General features: G+C 59.5%; 12 protein-coding genes and 1 pseudogene. 9 read left to right on the forward strand and 4 right to left on the reverse strand.

Annotation, left to right across the window (positions count from 1 at the left end; translation table 11 throughout):
* Window positions 1–156: 156 nt before the first annotated feature.
* Entirely contained in the window at window positions 157–2,400 is a 2,244-nt protein-coding gene (relA, locus tag AC0J6G_RS05895; RefSeq protein WP_475252148.1) for a GTP diphosphokinase, read from the forward strand.
* A gap of 131 nt (window positions 2,401–2,531) precedes the next feature.
* On the opposite strand, the gene AC0J6G_RS05900 is transcribed toward relA, so the two are convergent.
* Window positions 2,532–3,539 (reverse strand): NADP-dependent oxidoreductase, encoded by a 1,008-nt coding sequence (locus AC0J6G_RS05900; protein ID WP_475252150.1) that lies wholly within the window; start codon window positions 3,537–3,539, stop codon window positions 2,532–2,534.
* 222 nt (window positions 3,540–3,761) lie between these two features.
* On the opposite strand from AC0J6G_RS05900, the gene AC0J6G_RS05905 reads away from it, so the two are divergent.
* Window positions 3,762–4,523, forward strand: a complete 762-nt coding sequence (locus AC0J6G_RS05905) for an SDR family oxidoreductase (protein ID WP_475252152.1) — start codon at window positions 3,762–3,764, stop codon at window positions 4,521–4,523.
* 247 nt (window positions 4,524–4,770) lie between these two features.
* Here the strand turns inward: AC0J6G_RS05905 and AC0J6G_RS05910 are convergent, their stop codons facing one another.
* Complete coding sequence (locus AC0J6G_RS05910; protein ID WP_475252154.1) at window positions 4,771–5,667, reverse strand: DMT family transporter; 897 nt, start codon at window positions 5,665–5,667, stop codon at window positions 4,771–4,773.
* Between the two features lie 199 nt (window positions 5,668–5,866).
* On the opposite strand from AC0J6G_RS05910, the gene aceK reads away from it, so the two are divergent.
* The 7 genes and pseudogenes from aceK to AC0J6G_RS05945 all read left to right on the forward strand — a co-directional run bounded on the left by aceK (window position 5,867) and on the right by AC0J6G_RS05945 (window position 14,739).
* Entirely contained in the window at window positions 5,867–7,597 is a 1,731-nt protein-coding gene (gene aceK, locus AC0J6G_RS05915) for a bifunctional isocitrate dehydrogenase kinase/phosphatase (protein ID WP_475252156.1), read from the forward strand.
* 5 nt (window positions 7,598–7,602) lie between these two features.
* The gene (locus AC0J6G_RS05920; protein ID WP_475252158.1) at window positions 7,603–9,636 is read left to right on the forward strand and encodes a TonB-dependent receptor family protein; all 2,034 of its coding nucleotides are present in this window, start codon (window positions 7,603–7,605) and stop codon (window positions 9,634–9,636) included.
* Window positions 9,637–9,731: 95 nt separating this feature from the next.
* The gene (locus AC0J6G_RS05925; protein WP_475252160.1) at window positions 9,732–9,866 is read left to right on the forward strand and encodes a PA1414 family protein; all 135 of its coding nucleotides are present in this window, start codon (window positions 9,732–9,734) and stop codon (window positions 9,864–9,866) included.
* A 237-nt stretch (window positions 9,867–10,103) separates the two neighbouring features.
* Window positions 10,104–10,385: pseudogene (locus AC0J6G_RS05930) on the forward strand (PAS domain-containing protein); the annotation flags it as partial.
* Window positions 10,386–10,649: 264 nt separating this feature from the next.
* On the forward strand, window positions 10,650–11,669 hold the full coding sequence (locus AC0J6G_RS05935) for a methyl-accepting chemotaxis protein (RefSeq protein ID WP_475253615.1): 1,020 nt from the start codon (window positions 10,650–10,652) through the stop codon (window positions 11,667–11,669).
* 96 nt (window positions 11,670–11,765) lie between these two features.
* Complete coding sequence (locus tag AC0J6G_RS05940; RefSeq protein ID WP_475252162.1) at window positions 11,766–12,365, forward strand: tRNA-uridine aminocarboxypropyltransferase; 600 nt, start codon at window positions 11,766–11,768, stop codon at window positions 12,363–12,365.
* A 205-nt stretch (window positions 12,366–12,570) separates the two neighbouring features.
* Window positions 12,571–14,739 carry a retention module-containing protein gene (locus AC0J6G_RS05945; RefSeq protein WP_475252164.1) on the forward strand — a complete coding sequence of 723 codons (2,169 nt, stop codon included), beginning with the start codon at window positions 12,571–12,573 and terminating at the stop codon, window positions 14,737–14,739.
* Window positions 14,740–14,795: 56 nt separating this feature from the next.
* Here AC0J6G_RS05945 and AC0J6G_RS05950 read toward each other — a convergent pair whose 3' ends face one another.
* Together AC0J6G_RS05950 and AC0J6G_RS05955 are read right to left on the reverse strand one after the other, a co-directional pair.
* On the reverse strand, window positions 14,796–16,154 hold the full coding sequence (locus AC0J6G_RS05950) for an HlyD family type I secretion periplasmic adaptor subunit (RefSeq protein WP_475252166.1): 1,359 nt from the start codon (window positions 16,152–16,154) through the stop codon (window positions 14,796–14,798).
* 8 nt (window positions 16,155–16,162) lie between these two features.
* Complete coding sequence (locus AC0J6G_RS05955) at window positions 16,163–18,313, reverse strand: type I secretion system permease/ATPase (protein WP_475253617.1); 2,151 nt, start codon at window positions 18,311–18,313, stop codon at window positions 16,163–16,165.
* Window positions 18,314–18,325 lie beyond the last annotated feature (12 nt).

Here is an 18,325-nt window from a genome sequence, read left to right on the forward strand (position 1 = left end):
ATACGCCAGCGAGCGCTCGGTTTTATTAAGCCTCACGCGGGGCTCGATGCAACAGGGGGGCACAGGGAGTGCGCCTTAAGTGGTTAAACCGACCGGCTCATAGAAGTTGGCGACTGTTCGGTGTGCATGCCGCGCACCGTAGGGAAGGTAAGCAAGATGGTTCAGGTCAGAGCGCATCAGCCGATCAATGACGACGGTAGCATCAACCTTGAGGCATGGCTCGACCATGTGCTGAGTGTCGATCCTGCGTTGGAACGCAAGGCCCTGCGTGAGGCCTGCGAGTTCGCCCGTGAGGCTGAACAGCAGGCCAATGCCGCGAAAAATCTGTGGACGGAAGGCGCATCGAGTTTCCGCTCCGGGCTGGAAATTGCCGAAATCCTGGCAGACCTCAAGCTCGATCAGGACTCTCTGGTCGCTGCCGTCATCTACCGCTGCGTGCGCGAAGGCAAGGTGCCCTTAGCGATGGTCCATCAGCGTTTCGGCCCGGTGGTGGCCAAGTTGGTGGAAGGCGTGCTGCGCATGGCCGCGATCAGTGCGTCGATGAACCCGCGCGATTCACTGGTGCTGGGCTCTCAGGCGCAGGTGGAAAACCTGCGCAAGATGCTAGTGGCTATGGTCGATGACGTGCGTGTTGCACTGATCAAACTGGCCGAGCGCACGTGTGCGATTCGCGCGGTGAAAGAAGCCGACGAAGAGAAACGCCAGCGCGTGGCCCGTGAGGTATTCGACATCTACGCGCCGCTGGCGCATCGCCTGGGCATCGGCCACATCAAGTGGGAACTGGAAGACCTGTCCTTCCGTTACCTTGAGCCCGAGCAATACAAACAAATTGCCAAATTACTGCATGAGCGGCGCCTTGACCGTGAGCAGTACATCAATGAGGTCATGAGTAACCTGCGCGAGGAGCTGGATGCCACTGGCATCGAGGCGGACATCAGCGGGCGGGTGAAGCACATTTACTCAATCTGGCGAAAAATGCAGCGCAAAGGCCTGCAGTTCAACCAGATTTATGACGTGCGCGCGGTGCGCGTATTGGTGCCGCAGGTGCGTGATTGCTACACCGCCCTGGGTATCGTGCATACGTTGTGGCGGCATATTCCCAAGGAATTTGACGACTACATCGCCAACCCCAAGGAAAACGGCTACCGCTCCCTGCACACCGCCGTACTCGGCCCGGGCGGTAAAGTGCTGGAGGTGCAAATCCGCACCCAAGCCATGCACGAGGAAGCCGAGCTGGGCGTTTGTGCGCACTGGCGCTACAAGGGCACCGACGTCAAATCCGGCTCCAATCATTACGAAGAGAAGATTTCCTGGCTGCGTCAGGTGCTCGAATGGCACGAGGAGCTTGGCGATATCGGCGGCCTGGCCGAACAGCTGCGGGTGGATATCGAGCCGGACCGGGTCTATGTCTTCACCCCGGACGGTCACGCCATCGACTTGCCCAAGGGTGCGACGCCGCTGGATTTTGCCTACCGGGTGCACACCGAAATCGGCCATAACTGCCGGGGTGCGAAGATCAACGGGCGCATTGTGCCGCTTAACTACAGCCTGCAAACCGGCGAGCAGGTGGAAATCATCACCAGCAAGCACGGTACGCCGAGCCGCGACTGGCTGAACTCCAACCTGGGTTACATCACCACCTCGCGGGCGCGGGCGAAGATCGTCCACTGGTTCAAATTGCAGGACCGCGATCAAAACGTGGCGGCCGGTAAAGTTCAGCTGGAGCGTGAGCTGCAGCGCCTGGCATTGCCGCACGTGGATTTCGACAAGTTGGCCGAGAAGGCCAACATGAAAACCAGCGAAGACCTGTTCGCCTCTCTCGGTGCCGGCGACCTGCGTCTGGCGCAACTGGTCAACCTGGCGCAGCAGTTGGTTGAGCCGGATCGGGTTAACGAACAGCTGGAGCTGATTCCGCGCAAGGCGTTGGGCTTTAAGCCGGGTAAGCGCGGTGATATTCAGATCCAGGGCGTCGGCAACCTGCTGACGCAGATGGCCGGGTGCTGCCAACCGCTGCCGGGTGACCCGATTGTCGGTTACATCACCCAGGGTCGCGGCGTCAGTATTCACCGCCAAGATTGCGCGTCGGTGCTGCAATTGGCCGGGCGTGAGCCGGAGCGAATCATCCAGGTTAGCTGGGGCCCCGTGCCCGTTCAGACCTACCCGGTGGACATCATCATTCGCGCCTATGACCGCTCTGGCCTGCTGCGCGACGTGACCCAGATGCTGTTGAACGAAAAGCTCAATGTGCTGGCGCTTAATACGCGCTCGAACAAAGAGGACAACACCGCCTCGATGTCGATCACGGTCGAAATCCCCGGCCTCGATGCGCTGGGGCGTTTGCTTGGACGTATCTCGCGTCTGCCGAACATTATCGAGGTGCGTCGCCATCGTGCGTCCTAACACGGCGATACATTGAGTCGGTAACTGCGGGCGGGTTTTCTGCGCGGTGTTGCTAGAAAGGGGTTTAACCGCGCGGCGGTTAAACCCCTTTTTATTCAAGCGACTGGCGACTGGTTTTGAGGCCCAGGCGCTTAGTCGACCTTGAGTACCAACTTGCCGAAGTTCTCGCCGCTGAACAGCTTGAGCAGGGTTTCCGGGAACGTCTGCAGGCCGCTGACGATGTCTTCCTTGGATTTCAGCTTGCCACTGGCCAGCCAGCCGCCCATTTCCGCCGCCGCTTCGGCAAAGCGGGGGGCGTAGGTCATCACCACCATGCCTTCCATGCGCGCGCTGTTGACCAGCAGGTTGAGGTAGTTGGCCGGGCCTTTGACCGCTTGCTTGTTGTTGTACTGGCTGATCGCGCCGCAGATCACTACCCGCGCTTTAAAGGCCAGGCGCGTCAATACAGCATCAAGAATGTCGCCACCGACGTTATCGAAATACACGTCTACGCCCTTCGGGCATTCGCGCTTGAGACCGGCGATCACGTCTTCATTTTTGTAGTCGATGGCGCCGTCGAAGCCCAGCTCATCGATAAGGAACGTGCACTTGTCCGCGCCGCCGGCGATGCCGACCACGCGGCAGCCTTTGAGCTTGGCAATCTGTCCGGCAATGCTACCGACCGCGCCGGCTGCGCCGGAAATCACCACGGTTTCACCGGCTTTTGGTGCGCCGACATCCAGCAGGGCGAAGTAGGCAGTCATGCCGGTCATGCCCAGTGCTGACAGGAACAACGGCAGCGGTGCGCGCTTGGGGTCGACCTTGTAGAAGCCCTTAGGCTCACCGAGGAAGTAATCCTGCACACCAAGGGCGCCGTTTACATGGTCACCCACAGCAAAGTCCGGGTGCTGTGAGGCCACCACTTCACCCACGCCGAGGGCGCGCATCACCTCACCCAAGCCGACCGGGGGGATATAGGACTTGGCATCGTTCATCCAGCCGCGCATGGCCGGGTCCAGCGACAAGTAGGCGTTCTTCACCAGAATCTGCCCGGGGCCGGGTTCGCCGACATTGGTTTCCACATAACTGAAGGTTTCGCGGCTGGGCAGGCCGACCGGGCGTTGGGCAAGCAAGAACTGGCGGTTGAGTGTGGCAGTCATGGCGGGTACTCACTGAGCGGGACGTCTGTGATAGCCCTAACCCGGCCCAGGGGCAAGATCTGCCCTTGGGCCGAATGGTGATTGATCTACCTGAGTGATAGCTGGCCTGGGGTGTTAATCACTCATCTGGATGAAGCTATCACTGCCAGTTTGATAGTGCTGCCTGGGTGTGCGGTGAGCTGATTAGACTTCGGCAATTATTAACCCCGCGAGGACACATCGATGAGCTTTAGTTTTTCTGGCCGGGTTGCCCTGGTCACGGGTGGTGCAGCTGGTATCGGTCGCGCTACGGCATTGGCTTTTGCCGACGCCGGCCTGCAGGTGGTGGTGTCTGATGTGGATGTGGCAGGTGGCGAGGCGACTGTTGCGCTGATCCGTGAGGCGGGTGGCGATGCGCTGTTTGTGCGTTGCGACGTGACCCGTGATGCCGAGGTTAAGGTGCTGATGGAACGCACGCTAAGCGCTTACGGGCGCTTGGATTATGCCTTTAACAATGCTGGCATTGAGATCGAGCAGGGCAAGCTGGCCGAAGGTAGCGAGAGCGAGTTTGACGCCATCATGGGCGTTAACGTCAAAGGTGTGTGGTTGTGCATGAAGCACCAGATTCCGCTGCTGCTGGCCCAGGGCGGTGGTGCTATCGTCAACACCGCTTCGGTCGCGGGCCTTGGTGCTGCGCCGAAGATGAGCATTTACAGCGCGTCCAAGCACGCAGTAATCGGCCTGACCAAATCCGCTGCAGTCGAATACGCAAAGAAGAAAGTGCGGGTCAACGCCGTGTGCCCAGCAGTGATCGACACCGACATGTTCCGCCGCGCCTACGAAACCGACCCACGAAAAGCCGAATTTGCTGCGGCGATGCACCCGGTTGGCCGCATCGGCAAGGTTGAAGAAATTGCCGCAGCAGTGCTGTACCTGTGCTGTGACAACGCAGCCTTTACCACTGGCCATGCGTTGGCCGTGGATGGCGGCGCAACGGCGATCTAAGCCTGCTGGCTTATGAAATGGCGTCGATACACAGACGTGGTGAAAACTGAGCGCCTGAGCGGAATTGAAAACAATGCCCCATCGCTCGATGGGGCATTGCCGTTTAGGGCGACATCCAAGGCGATTATCGTCAGCAACGCAGTCTGTTTGCGTCAGCATCCGCGGCGTTGGTTTTTATGCCGGCCAGATCGCTGCACGGAGAGCTGACCGAGCAGCCGCTGATAACGGCGCAAAACCTAGGGCTGACTCAAGCCGGTTTAACGGCGGCAGTTGGCCTGACCACCAGCCACAGGGCGATGGCGATCAGCACACCGCCATACAGATAGGCCCAGGACAGGGGTTCATCCAACAGCAACGCACCCCACAACACGCCGAAGGGTGGGATCAAAAAAGTGGTGGTGCTGGCTTTGATCGGGCCGATGTCACTCAGCAACCGAAAATACAGCACATAAGCGAGGGCTGTGCAGATAAAGCCCAGCCCGGCCAGCGATAGCCACACTTCAAGGCCGCCCCAGCTGGCGGGGGGCTGTATCGCCAGAGAGCCGCCGAACAGTGGTAATAAAAACAGCGTTGCGCCGCACAGGCTAGCGAAAGCGGTCAGGCGGTTATCCAGGCCGCCTTGTTGGCCGATCCAGCGCCGTGTGAGAAAGCCGGCAAAGCCATAGCAGGCCGTGGCCACCAGGCAGGCGGCGGCCCCCCACAGCAGGGGCATATCAAACTCCACCGGGCCGGTACGGGTCAGCACCGCTACGCCAAACAACCCCACGGCAACTCCGGCCGCTTTGCTCAAGGTTAAGGCCTCAGCAAAGAACAGCATGCCGATCAGCACGCCCATCATCGGCGTGGTGGCATTTAGAATGGCTGAATAGCCCGCCGGTAGAACCAGCGCCGCCAGGCAGTACATCGCCGAGGGTAGGCCGGCGTTGATAACGCCGAGCATCAAACAATGCTTGAGCTTGCCGCGGAAATCCCAGCGCACGCGCATCAGCAACAAAATCACCAGCAGGCCGAGCATGCCCAGGCTGGCGCGGAAAAATGCCGTCGGCATGCTGCCCAGCACGGGCGCGACGATGCGCATAAATAGAAAACTTGCCCCCCAGATGGCAGCAAGCAATAGCAGACGGATCAGGTCGGCAGGGCGCACAACGGACTCCAACGCGGTAAGAAAGGGCGAGCAGTGTTGCCGGGCTGTTGCGCCAAGGCAATTCGAAATGCGCAGGCACAGGACGGATCGGCAATATTTCGTCGCAGATAAGCGCGTACCCATGCATTAGCTGCTTTTACTTGCTGGGCCCACTGGATAAGCTCGGGGACGTTTTCGCGTTCATCAAAGGGGTTCGTTTATGCCACAGCAATGGCCGGCTGGCGCAATTGCCGCACTTATCCTCGACGGCTTCGACGATTACCGCGAGCAGTTTCGGCAGATTACCAATGGTGCGCGCCTGCGTTTCGAGCAGGCCCAGTGGCAGGAAATCCAGCAGGCCTCTGCGCAGCGCATTGCGCTGTATGAAGCCTCTGTCGGCGCCGTCAGTACGCGGCTGCGCGACGCTTACGCCGACGATGTGCTGATGGATGTGGCGCAGTGGCCACTGGTTAAGGCCGCCTATATAGGGTTGATTAACCTGCGTGATGACGACGAGTTGGCGGAAACCTGGTTTAACTCGATTTTCTGCGGGTTGTTCAGCCACGACCAGATCAATGATGGCTGCATGTTTATTCACACAACCCGCCCGGCGCTGCGGGTTACTACGCGTACGCCACAGACCCGCCTGTATGAACCCAAAAGCGATATCGAGCCGGCGTTAAGGCAGATTTTTGAAGATTTCAGCTTTGAAGTTGGCTACGAAAACCTTGAGCGCGATCTGCAGCGCCTGCTGAAGCAGCTGCGGCAAAGCCTCCCAGACTGGGTGTGTAAAGACCCAGACCTGCGCATCGAGTTGTTTGCCTCGCGCCTGTATCGCAATAAAGGTGCGTATCTGGTGGGGCGCATCTACACCCGTGACGAGCAATGGCCACTGGTGATTCCGCTGCTGCACCGCGAAGGCCAGGGCATCCAGATCGATGCGCTGATCACCGACGAGGCAGAGGTGTCGATCATCTTCTCCTTCACCCGTTCCTATTTCATGGTGCGGGTTGGTTATCCGGCCGAGTTTGTCGGCTTCCTCAAGCGCATTCTGCCGGGCAAACATATTGCTGAGCTGTACACCTCGATCGGTTTCTATAAGCACGGCAAATCGGAGTTCTACCGCTCGCTGATCAACCACCTGGCCACCACCGATGACAAGTTTGTCATGGCCCCCGGTGTACGCGGTATGGTCATGAGCGTGTTCACCCTGCCGGGCTTCAACACCGTGTTCAAGATCATCAAGGACCGCTTCTCGCCGTCGAAGAACGTTGACCGCAATACGGTGATCGAGAAGTACCGCCTGGTGAAAACCGTCGACCGGGTAGGGCGCATGGCCGATACCCAGGAGTTCGCCGATTTCCGTTTCCCGCTGAGCAAGTTTGACCCCGAGTGCCTGGCTGAGCTGTTGGAGGTGGCGCCGTCCACCGTCGAGGTTAATGACGACACGGTACTGGTGCGTCACTGCTGGACTGAGCGACGCATGACTCCGCTCAACCTGTATGTCGAAAGCGCCAGCGAAGCCCAAGTGCGTGAAGCGTTGGATGACTACGGCCTGGCGATCAAACAACTGGCGGCGGCGAATATCTTCCCTGGCGACATGCTGCTGAAAAACTTCGGCGTCACCCGTCACGGCCGCGTGGTGTTTTATGACTACGACGAGATCTGTTTTCTGACCGAGGCGAATTTCCGCCGTATCCCTCAGGCGCGCTACCCGGAAGATGAAATGTCTTCCGAGCCTTGGTATTCGGTGGCGCCGCTGGATGTGTTCCCCGAGGAGTTCCCGCCGTTCCTGTTTGCCGATATGAAGCAGCGCAAGCTGTTCAACGAGCTGCACGGCGAGCTGTATGACGCCGATTACTGGAAAAGCCTGCAAGAGGCGATACGCGCCGGCAAGGTCATCGATGTATTCCCCTATCGGCGCAAGGATCAAGCGGACAGGGAGTATTGAGCCGCATGCGTTTGACCCTCGGGGCACTCACCGCCAGTTTATGGTTGCTGAACGACAGTGCCGTTGTGCAGGCGGCCGAAGCTGAGGAAGCGGCTGTTGAGCTGGCACCACTGCTGATCACCTCGCCGCGCAGCACCACGCGCTGGTTGAGTACCCCGGCTGCAGTGACGGTGGTTGATGCCGCTGCTGCGCCAGGTGAGCAGAACCTGGCGCTGGATGCTTTGCTGGCCCGCGTGCCGGGCGTGTTTAGCCTCAACCGCTACAACCTGGCTCAGGGCCTGCGCCCAGCGATTCGCGGTTTTGGCGCACGCGGTAATTTTGGTGTGCGCGGCATTCGCGTGCTGGTCGATGGCGTGCCCTTGACCATGCCCGATGGTCAAACCGAACTCGACGGCCTTGATCTTGGCCTGGTCGAACGCATGGAAGTGCTGCGCGGCCCTGCTTCGGTGCTGTACGGCAATGCTGCTGGCGGTGTGCTGGCCATCGAAACCCGTGAACCACCGGCCATCCCGTCAATGCAATTGGATCTGAGCGCGGCAGGCCTGGGTTATCAGCGCACGCGCGGCGAGATCGGCGGTAGCGACGGTAATCTGGGTGGTTTGCTGGCATTTAACAGCACCGTTCTCGATGGCTATAGCGATCACAGCCGGGCGCAGACCAACAGCCTCACCGGCAAGCTGCGCTGGTATGCACCGACTGGCCGCTTGCGCATGAGCTTCAATGCCATCGACAACCGCGCCGAAGACCCAGGCGGCCTCACGGCTGCCGAAGTGAAGGCGGATCGCCGGCAGGCGGCGCCGAACAACCTACTTTTTGATGCCGATGAATATATCCGTCAGCAGCGGCTGGGCTTGGTCTGGGATGGTTACGCGGCGGGTGCCGATGAGTATCAGCTACGCAGTTACCTGGGGCAGCGCGAGTTTGGCAATCGACTGGGCTTTGCCACCAGCGGTCAGACGACGTTCGAGCGTTACTTCAGCGGGGTTGGTGGGCAGTACAGTCATCATCGTGAGCTAATCGGCCTGGCGCATAAGATCACCACAGGCTTCGAGCTAGAGGCGCAGCGTGATGATCGCCGGCGTTATGACAACCTGCTCGGTGAGCGTGGGCAGTCGCGCCAACAGCAGGATGAGTCGGCACTGAGTCAGGGGTTGTTTATCGAAGATCAGATCGACCTGAGCGAGCAGTGGCAGGCCACGCTTGGGCTGCGCTATGACCAGGTGCGGCTGGCAGTGGATGACTTCTATCTAGCCGATAATCGTGATGATTCAGGCTCGCTTAGCCTGGAAGACTGGAATTACAGCACCGGCCTGAGTTACCGCGTTACCCCGCAGCAATCGCTGTATGCGCGGCTGGCCAGCTCCTTTGAAACACCCACCATCAGCGAGCTGGGCAACCCGCAAGGGGGCGGCTTCAATACCACGTTGCAACCTGCCCAGGCGTTCAGCCGTGAGCTGGGCATCAAAGGTGAATGGTCTTCACTGCGTTACGGCCTGTCGGTGTACCAAATTGAACTGGAAGATGAGTTGGCGGCGTTCAGTTTTCAGTCCGGCCGTAACTTCTATCGCAATGCCGGGCAGTCGCGCCGCGATGGCCTGGAAGTGAGCCTGGATTGGCAGTTTGCCGATGCCTGGCGCTGGTCAGCGGCCTATGCCTACAACCGTTATCGTTTCGAGGATTATCAAACGACTGCGGGCGATTTTTCCGGCAAACGCATTGCGGGTATCCCACGGCAAACCCTGTTCAGCGAGTTGGCCTATGAGCATCAAGGCGCCTATGCGCGCCTTGGGGTTACAGCTCAGGCGCGGGTGTATGCAAACGATGCGAATACGCAGTCCGCACCGGGTCATGCCTTGTTCAATCTGCGCCTCGGCAAGCGTTTTCAGGTCGGCGAGCAAAGCTTGGAGCCTTACCTGGGCATCGATAACCTGCTGGGGCGTGAGTACTTCGATAACCTGCGCATCAACGACGGCAACGCTCGCTACTTCGAGCCGGGGCCGGGACGAACCCTGTATGCCGGGCTGCGTGTGGTGTTTTAGCCTGCAGTGGTGCAGCAGCAGTTTCAAACAGTCTGGGCTAGGCTGTTATGGGGTGTTCAAGCACCTATTCGATGTTCTTGGTTGGAGACTTTTATATGAACGCCAAGTTGCAGAATTCCTTGCTGGATTTGTTGGTTGCACTTGGCCTGCGCGAGCCGCCTACATTGCAGCCTATTCCTATACGCAGTGATAAGCCCGCTTCTCAGGCTGCAGGCCGGCGACGCGGCTGATAAGCAAGAGTAAGGCCCTGAACAATCTGCCCTTATCCCGAGTTTGCGCCACGTGCACTCGGGCAGATTCCCATGGTTTTAAATCCCTGCGCTTTACTGCCCCTTCTTGTGCAATACCAAGCCTGTTGCCGCCACTGCTGGCTAAAAATAATTCAAGCAAGCATTTGCTAGCGAGTTGCTACCGCTGTGCTAGACCTAAACAAAGCTACAAAAACAGTTCAGACAGGGACAGCTCACATGCGCCAGAACCTCCCAGTTACGCAGCGGGAAAGAACCTTCTCTGAACAGGAGCGGCTGATTTCTACAACCGACCTGAACAGCAACATCACCTACTGTAATGACGCCTTTGTCGAGATCAGCGGCTTTACCCGAGAGGAGCTGGTCGGTCAGCCGCATAATCTGGTGCGCCATCCTGACATGCCCGCTGCTGTTTTTGCTCATATGTGGGACACCCTCAAACAGGGCAAGCCCTGGATGGGTATTGTTAAAAACCGCTCTAAAAATGGTGACCACTATTGGGTTAGCGCATATGTCACCCCGATCTATGAACAGGGCCGGGTTGCAGGCTATGAGTCGGTGCGCTCTCTGCCCGATGAAGCGCAGAAACGGCGGGCGGAAAAGCTCTATGCACGTTTGCGTGAGGGTAAGCCGCCAGTGCCGAAACTAGAGTACTGGATGCTGGATATCATCCAGTCGTGGCCGCTGATCCTAACTGCTCTGCTGATTATTGGCGCAGGATTTACCCTCAGCGGCCCCTGGTTGTGGGGCTTTATTGTCGCGATCATGTTTGGGCTTGGTTCTTATCAATTGCACGCCAAGCGCAGCCTTATCAGGCGCACGCTTGCTGAACACCCTAAAGCATTTACCAGTTCGCTGGTCGCTCTGACCTACACCGACAGCCATGGCGCTCAGGCGTTGTTGGATATGGCGATGATCAGTGAAGAGGCGCGCTTGCAGGCGGCGTTGACGCGCATTGAGGACGCTGGCAATAACGTTAAAAAACACGCCAGCCGCTCTGCCAGCTTGTCTCGCTCTGGCGCTGAAATGCTTGACCAGCAGCGCAGTGAAACCGATCAATCAGCCACCGCAATCAACCAAATGGCGGCAACTATTCAGGAAGTCACGCACAACGTGCAGAGCACCTCGCATGCCGCTGAGGAGGCGGATCGTTTGGCCAAGCAGGGTTTGCAACTGGCCAGCGGCAGCCTGGATTCCATGCACCACATGGCCAAGGCGGTGGTGGACATCGGCCAGGCGGTGAATGACCTGGCCAATTCAACCCAATCAATTGGCAGCGTGGCGGATGTGATTACCTCGATTGCCGAGCAGACCAACCTGCTGGCGCTCAACGCCGCGATCGAGGCGGCGCGTGCGGGCGAGCAAGGGCGTGGCTTTGCGGTGGTGGCGGATGAGGTGCGCTCGCTGGCTTCACGCACGCGTGAATCAACCGAGCAAATCCACCAGATCATTTCATCACTCCGTGCTGGTGCTGAACGGGCGGTGGTGACAGCGGGTAAGGGTGAGTCGATTTCTAAACAAAGTGTCGAGAGCGTGGAGTCTGTGCGCACGGCGCTGGATGGCATCAGCGAAGCCGTCAGCCGCATTACTGGGATGAGTCAGCAGATGGCCTCGGCCTCTGAAGAGCAAAGCCATGTGGCGGAAGATATCAGCCGGCAGATTACGCAGATTGCCCAGCTTTCTGATCGCAGTGCGGAACAGGCTCACCAAGGCGCACAGATTGGTCAGGAGCTGGAAGACATGGCGGACTACCTGCACAGCCTGGCGGAGCGCTTTAATCGCTAAGTAACGCTTTGTTGGCATCGGCATCGGCTCACCTCGTGTTTGAGGTGGGCCGATTTTTTATCCGTTATGGCAAACTGCGCGGCCGAGGAGAAACCAATGCCACGCCCGCAATGCCCACGCTGCACCCGCCCATCCGAGCGCTGCCTGTGTGCGCTTATTCCTAGCCTAGCGAGCCGTACTCGGGTGCTGATCTTGCAGCATCCGAGTGAAGTCCGGCATGCGTTGAATACTGCGCGCCTGGCTGTGTTGGGGCTGACCAATGCCGAGTTGCGGGTGGGGGAAGTATTCGAAGACCTGCCGGCGTTGCTGAATCAGCCGGGTTACCAGACCTGCTTGCTGTTCCCCGGGGAGGGCGCGCTGCCATTGTCGCAGTTCGCCGAACAAGCGGCTGGGCAGCCAACCCTGCTGGTGGTGCCGGATGGTACCTGGCGCAAGGCGCGCAAGCTGCTGCATTGCAATCCGCTGCTGGCTGCTTTGCCACGGGTCAGCCTGGAACCTGGCTTGCAGTCGCGCTACCGGTTGCGCAAAGCACCGCAAGCAGGGGCGCTCTCGACTATCGAAGCGATTGTCAGTGCGCTGGCAACCCTGGAGGCCCCGGCACACTTCGATGCCTTACTGAGGCCGTTCGAGGTCCTGATCGAGGGCCAGATCGCGGCCATGGGCGAGCAGACCTATCAGCGTAACCACCTGGACTGAGCAGCCCGTTGAAAATCTGACTGCGTGTGCGATCCCGCATACGTAACCTAAATCGTATAACCCCTTAGCAAATATGGAAAAAACGGTCTTAACGATTAGTTAAACCAAGTACTCGATCTGCTTGCCCAACACCTGTGCATTGGTTTGGCACTACGGATCGGGTGCGCCTCTTGCGTTGCTCTGCCGCTTATCAAGGAGAGAATGCATGAGCAGTTCTATTGGGGTGGTTACTCAGGTTGTTGGCCAGGTTTCGGCTGTCGCCAGCGACGGTTCAACCCGCCTATTGACCGAAGGCGACCGGGTGTTTCTTGGCGAGCGGTTGGTTTGCGCCAATGACGGTGCGGTGGCAATCCGCCTCGATCAAGGTGGCGATCTGACCATGGGCCGCGCGAGCAGCCTGCTGCTTAGCCCAGCATGGCTCGTCGTCCAGGCTGAGGAGCAACTGCCACCCGAGCCTAGCGCCGAGCAATTGCGCGAGGTGGAGGCGCTGCAACGTGCGATTGCCGAGAATGAGGACCCTACCCAGGTTGCAGAGGCTCCGGCGGCTGGGCCGCAGGCGGCGGGTAATGGCGGCGGCGGTCATTCGTTCGTGCTGCTAAGCGAGACGGGCGGTCAGCTGCAACCCGAGATCGGTTTCGACACCGGGCCTCTGCATTTTGCCAGCCTGGATGTAACGTTGCTGCCGGCCGCCGATACGTTGGATGACGTCGATCCCACCGTTCCGAACCCGCCAACGCCGCCAATCGATCCGGTTTCACCAGTGGAACCGCCCTTGCTGGTGGTCGGCAGCAATGCCGACGACGAGGCAGGGGGCAGCGCGCCGCATCTGTTGCCCAGCCCGCTGGACGCCGAGGGTGCCGGCAGTCTGACCGGCAGCTCCGGTAACGATGTGTTGGTCGGCGATGCAGGTGGGGTGCAGAGCCTGGTCAATCCAGGCAAAAACTACAATATCGCCTTGCTGGTGGACGCCTCGGGCAGCATGGCCTACGAGTCGGGGTCTGGGGCGATAAAGATGCAGTTGACCAAGGATGCCTTGAGTCATCTGGCCAATCAGTTCAAAGATCACGATGGAGTGATCAACGTTCAGCTGGTGCCGTTCAACAGCAACCTGGGGACGGTCACCACTCTTTATGGGCTCAATGCGGCCAATGTGGGCCTGCTGCTGGCAGCCATCGACGCGCTTAAGGCCCATGGCCTCACCAATTATGAAGCTGCCTTCACCGAAGCGACGCAGTGGTTTAACCAGCAGATCAGCGTGGCCGGCGCCGACAGTACGCAGAATTACCAGCAACTGGCTTTTATTCTCTCAGACGGGCAACCCACGGTGTACCTGGATGCGCTGGGTAACCCGGTCACCGACAGCGGCAACATGTCCAATTTCCGTGATGTTGACGATGCCCTGCAGGCCGCCAACAGCATGCTGCAGACCGGCATTGGCGGTAATCCGATTCAGGTGCATGCAATCAGCATCGGTTCGGCCAGCACCTCGGCGGTGCTGGATATGTTCGACAACACCGGCCCGAGTGGTATCGGCACTGTGTTCCTGCCTGATGGCAGCACGGTCACTGCGCCGACGGGCGAGTCGCAGATTGTGCAAAGCGCCGGGGAATTGCAGGCGCTACTGATTGGTGGCTCCACCGACATTATCCCCTTGCCCCTCGGCCATGATCAGCTTTATGGCGCGGCGGGTGACGACATTATCTTTGGCGACAGCCTGAACACCGACCACCTGGCTTGGGCTGGTAATCCTGCCGGTAGCCACAACGGCCAGGGCTACCAGGCCCTGCTCGACTTCCTGCAAGCCAGCAATGGCGGCGGTATGCCCAGCGTGGAGCAGGTGCGCGGCTACATCGTCGAGAATGCCATGGCGCTCAACCTCAGCAGCGACCCGCGGGGCGGCGCGGACCTGCTAGTCGGCGGGGCGGGAAACGATGTGCTGTTTGGCCAGGGCGGCAGTGACACCCTGATCGGCGGGATGGGCGATGATCTGTTGCTTGGCGGTAGCGGCGCGGATGCATTCGTCTGGAACGCGGGCGATCAAGGCCATGACCGGATTCTCGACTTCACCCTGGGCGGCAGCGAAGGTGATGCGCTGGATCTAAGCGATCTACTCAGTGGCGAGACATCCGGCAGCTTGAGCGAGTACCTCAACTTTGCCGTGGTCGATAACGGCGGAGCGGTTAGTACGCTGATCTCGGTCAGCCCCAGTGGTGCAGGCCCGGCGACCCAGACCATCGAGCTATCCGGTATCGACTTGGCTGCGCATTACGGCGTCACCCCCGGCTCAGGTGGCATCGTCAGCGCCGGTGTGGATACCACGCGGATGATCGATGGCCTGTTCGGCGACCAGGCACTGCGGGTAGATACGGTGTGAACTAAATGCGCGTGACTCCGCGGTATGGCACAGAGGCTGTTTACCGACGGCCTCTGCTAACGCTCGCGCATGGCCTCCGAGCGAGCCTTCAGTACAGGTTTAAGCAGGTAGTCGAGCACGCTTTTCTCGCCGGTGATGATGTCCACGGTGGCGACCATGCCGGGGATGATCAGCAGCGGGTGCTCTTCACTGCCCAAGTGGCTTTTATCGGTGCGTACCTGGATCAGGTAGAAGCTGTTGCCTTCTTCATCGGTGATGGTGTCGGCGCTGATCAGCTCTAGGTTGGCCCTCAGTCCGCCGTAGATGGTGTAGTCGTAGGCGGTGAATTTGACCATGGCTTTCTGCCCAGGATGCAGGAAGGCGACATCCTGCGGACGCACCTTGGCCTCGATCAGCAGGCTGTCGTCCAGCGGCACGATCTCCAGCATGTCACTGCCTGGCTGCACCACGCCGCCAATGGTGTTGACCTTGAGTTGCTTGATCACCCCGCGCACGGGCGAAACGACGGTGGTGCGGCTGACGCGGTCGTCAATGGCCACGCTGCTAGCATTGAGCTTCTGCAACTCAGTGCGTATTTCATTGAGTTCCTTGAAGGCATCAGAACGAAAGCTCAGCTCGGATTCTTCAATCTTGCTCTTTATTTCATCCATCGCCGATTCAGCCCTAGGGATCGCCAGGTTGGTGGCGTCCAGCGAACCGCGCACTTCCACCAAGCTGCGGCGTAGGCGAAGGATTTCCACTTGGGAAATTGCACCGGTTGCCACCAACGGTTGCGACATGTTCAGCTCTTGCTGCAATAGGCCCGCACTGGAGCGGTATTGCTGAGCTTTGGCGCGGAACTCGGCCAGCTCCTGGGTTTTTTGCCGCAGTTGTTCGCCAAGGGTGCGTTGTTCGCTTTGCAGGCGATTTTGCCGGGATTGATAGAGTGCCAGCTCATCCTCGGCCAGTTGCGGGGCCTCGCGCAGAATATCCGCCGGCATGCTGATGGGGCGACCTTCCGCTTCTGCGGTTAAGCGCTCGACCCTTGCCACCAGTGCCAGGCGGTCGGCTTCGGCTTCCCCACGATTGGAGAGAAAGCGCGTGTCATCCAAGCGCAGCAGCACGGCACCTTTTTCGACAATCTGGCCTTCGCGCACAAATATCTCGCTGACGATGCCGCCTTCCAGGTTCTGGATGACCTGGATCTTGCTGGAGGGGATGGCTTTGCCTTCACCGGTAGTGACTTCTTCCAGTACAGCAAAGTTGGCCCATACCAATGCAGTGATCAGGCACGCGCTGACCACCCAAACGGTAATGCGGGTAAACCAGGGCGAGTCTTCGAGAATGGCACCGTCGACCTCCGGCATAAACTCGGTGTCCTGCTTGCGCTGGTGCAGGCTGGCGAAGTAGTCGCGTATCGAGGTGCTTATTTGCATGACCATTCCTATACCGCTGCGGGGCCAACTCGACCTTTGCGCAGCGCTTCAATGACCGCTTCTTTAGGGCCGTCGGCAACAATATGTCCGTTATCCAGCACTACTAGGCGATCAACCAGGCTGAGCATGGAAGCGCGATGCGTGATTAGCAGCATGGTTTTGCCCTGTGCCCAAGTTTGCAGGCGGTTGCGCAGGATTTCCTCGCTGGTGTTGTCCATTGCACTGGTGGGCTCATCCAGCAGCAGAATGGGTGGGTCGAGTAACAAGGCGCGGGCCAGCAGTACGGCTTGGCGTTGCCCGCCTGACAGCAGCTGGCCGCGCTCGCCCACGGGCCGGTCGAAGCCTTGTGGATGCTGCCGGGCCAGGTCGACCACACCGGTCAGCTCGGCCACTTCGAGCATGCGTGCATCGCTGACATAGCGCGCGCCCAAGGTCAGGTTGTCGCGCAGGCTGCCGGCCAGTAGCGGCAAATCGTGGGCGACGTAACCAATCTGATGGCGCAAATCGGCCACGTCGAGCTGACGCAGGTCGAGGTTGTCCAGCAGGATCTGTCCTTTGTCCGGGCTGTAGAAGGCCATCACCAAACGCGCCAGGGTGCTCTTGCCGGAGCCGCTGCGACCAATGATACCGACGCGTTCGCCGGCAGTCAGACGCAGGTTAATGCCCGCAAGCGCTGGGGTGCTTTGCCCGGGGTAACTGAACGTGACGTCGCGTACATCCAGCGCGCCATGCAGCTGGGTGCGATCCAGTGGGCGTTGTTTGGTTTGGCGTTCTTGCGGTAGGGCCATCAGCGCATCGGTGCTGGTCATGGTCAGGCGCGCCTGCTGGTAGCGAGTGATCAACCCGGCAATCTGCCCAAGCGGCGCGAGAATGCGGCTGCCCAGCATGTAGCAGGCCACCAGCGCACCCACACTTAGCTGGCCGGCGATGATGATGTAAACCCCTGCGACGATGGTGGCCATGCCGGCGAATTGCTGCAAAAACAGCGTACCGTTAGTGGCGATGGCCGCCAGTGAGCGGGCGTGGATATCCAGGCGGGTAAGGGCGCCGTGGGTTTTTTCCCATTGATGCTGGCGTTCGCTTTCCGCGCTGCAGGCTTTCAGGGTTTCCAGGCCGCCGAGGGTTTCGATCAGTAGCGCCTGGCGTTGCGAGGCCAGCTGCAGGCTTTTTTCTACGGTATCGCGCAGGCGCGCCTGGATGATAAAGGCGAAGAGGGCGGTGATCGGGAACGCCAGTAAGGGGATGACAACCAACCAGCCGCCAATCAGCCAGATCACCGTGATCATCAGAAATGAGAAGGGCAGGTCGATCAGGCTAGTGAGGGTGACGGCCGTGAGAAATTCACGCAGGCCCTGAAAATCATGAATGCTCTGAGCAAAGCCGCCTATGGTGGCCGGACGGGCCTTCATCGACATGCCGGTGATACGTTCGAACAACGTGGCTGACAGCACCACATCGGTTTTCTTGCCTGCAGTATCGAGCAGGTGCGAGCGCAGGATTTTCAGCAGCAACTCGAAACTCATGCCGATAAATAAACCGATGGCCAGTACCCAGAGTGTCGAGGTGGCTTGGTTGGGCACCACGCGGTCATAGGTCTGCATGACAAACAGCGGCACCATTAGGCCGAGCAGGTTGATCAGCAGGCTGGCGAGAATGGCATCGGTATACAGCCAGCGCGAGAGCTTCAGGGTGTCGCGAAACCAGGCTTCTATGCGTGGTACGAGTGGTGAGCGTGCCTCCTCCAGCTCATGCCGTGGGCGGGCAAAGAAGGCTTGGCCGCTGTACTCGCTGGCCAGTTGTTCACGGCTGACCCACTGTTCGCCGCCATCGGCCTCGCAGGGCAGTATTTGTGCCTTATTTTCCGGTCCCCATTGGCGCAGCACAGCGCTGCGGCCGTTTTTCAACAGCAGCAGTACTGGGAGGTTAAGGGTTGAGATAGTCGCCAGATCACGCTGCAGCAAACGCCCTTGCAAGCCTGCCCGCGCCGCAGCGCGGGGTAACAGCTCGGCGGTTAGGCGCTGCTCTGGCAACGGCAGGCCTGCACTCAAGCTGCCACGGCTGGCTGAGCAGCCGTGGAGTTTGCAAAGAATCAACAAGCCATCAAGCAGCGGATCGTCGTGATTAACACGCGGATCGCTGGATGGCCCCGGCCGTTCCATGGTGGTCAAGTT

Source organism: Pseudomonas sp. TS_SC_3, from assembly GCF_056156225.1.

Excerpts from the sequence above, each read along its gene's own strand:
- relA (WP_475252148.1), top strand. The coding sequence starts at position 157 with ATGGTTCAGGTCAGAGCGCATCAGCCGATCAATGACGACGGTAGCATC.
- AC0J6G_RS05900 (WP_475252150.1), bottom strand. The coding sequence starts at position 3,539 with ATGACTGCCACACTCAACCGCCAGTTCTTGCTTGCCCAACGCCCGGTC.
- AC0J6G_RS05905 (WP_475252152.1), top strand. The coding sequence starts at position 3,762 with ATGAGCTTTAGTTTTTCTGGCCGGGTTGCCCTGGTCACGGGTGGTGCA.
- aceK (WP_475252156.1), top strand. The coding sequence starts at position 5,867 with ATGCCACAGCAATGGCCGGCTGGCGCAATTGCCGCACTTATCCTCGAC.
- AC0J6G_RS05920 (WP_475252158.1), top strand. The coding sequence starts at position 7,603 with ATGCGTTTGACCCTCGGGGCACTCACCGCCAGTTTATGGTTGCTGAAC.
- AC0J6G_RS05925 (WP_475252160.1), top strand. The coding sequence starts at position 9,732 with ATGAACGCCAAGTTGCAGAATTCCTTGCTGGATTTGTTGGTTGCACTT.
- AC0J6G_RS05935 (WP_475253615.1), top strand. The coding sequence starts at position 10,650 with ATGTTTGGGCTTGGTTCTTATCAATTGCACGCCAAGCGCAGCCTTATC.
- AC0J6G_RS05940 (WP_475252162.1), top strand. The coding sequence starts at position 11,766 with ATGCCACGCCCGCAATGCCCACGCTGCACCCGCCCATCCGAGCGCTGC.
- AC0J6G_RS05945 (WP_475252164.1), top strand. The coding sequence starts at position 12,571 with ATGAGCAGTTCTATTGGGGTGGTTACTCAGGTTGTTGGCCAGGTTTCG.
- AC0J6G_RS05950 (WP_475252166.1), bottom strand. The coding sequence starts at position 16,154 with ATGCAAATAAGCACCTCGATACGCGACTACTTCGCCAGCCTGCACCAG.
- AC0J6G_RS05955 (WP_475253617.1), bottom strand. The coding sequence starts at position 18,313 with ATGGAACGGCCGGGGCCATCCAGCGATCCGCGTGTTAATCACGACGAT.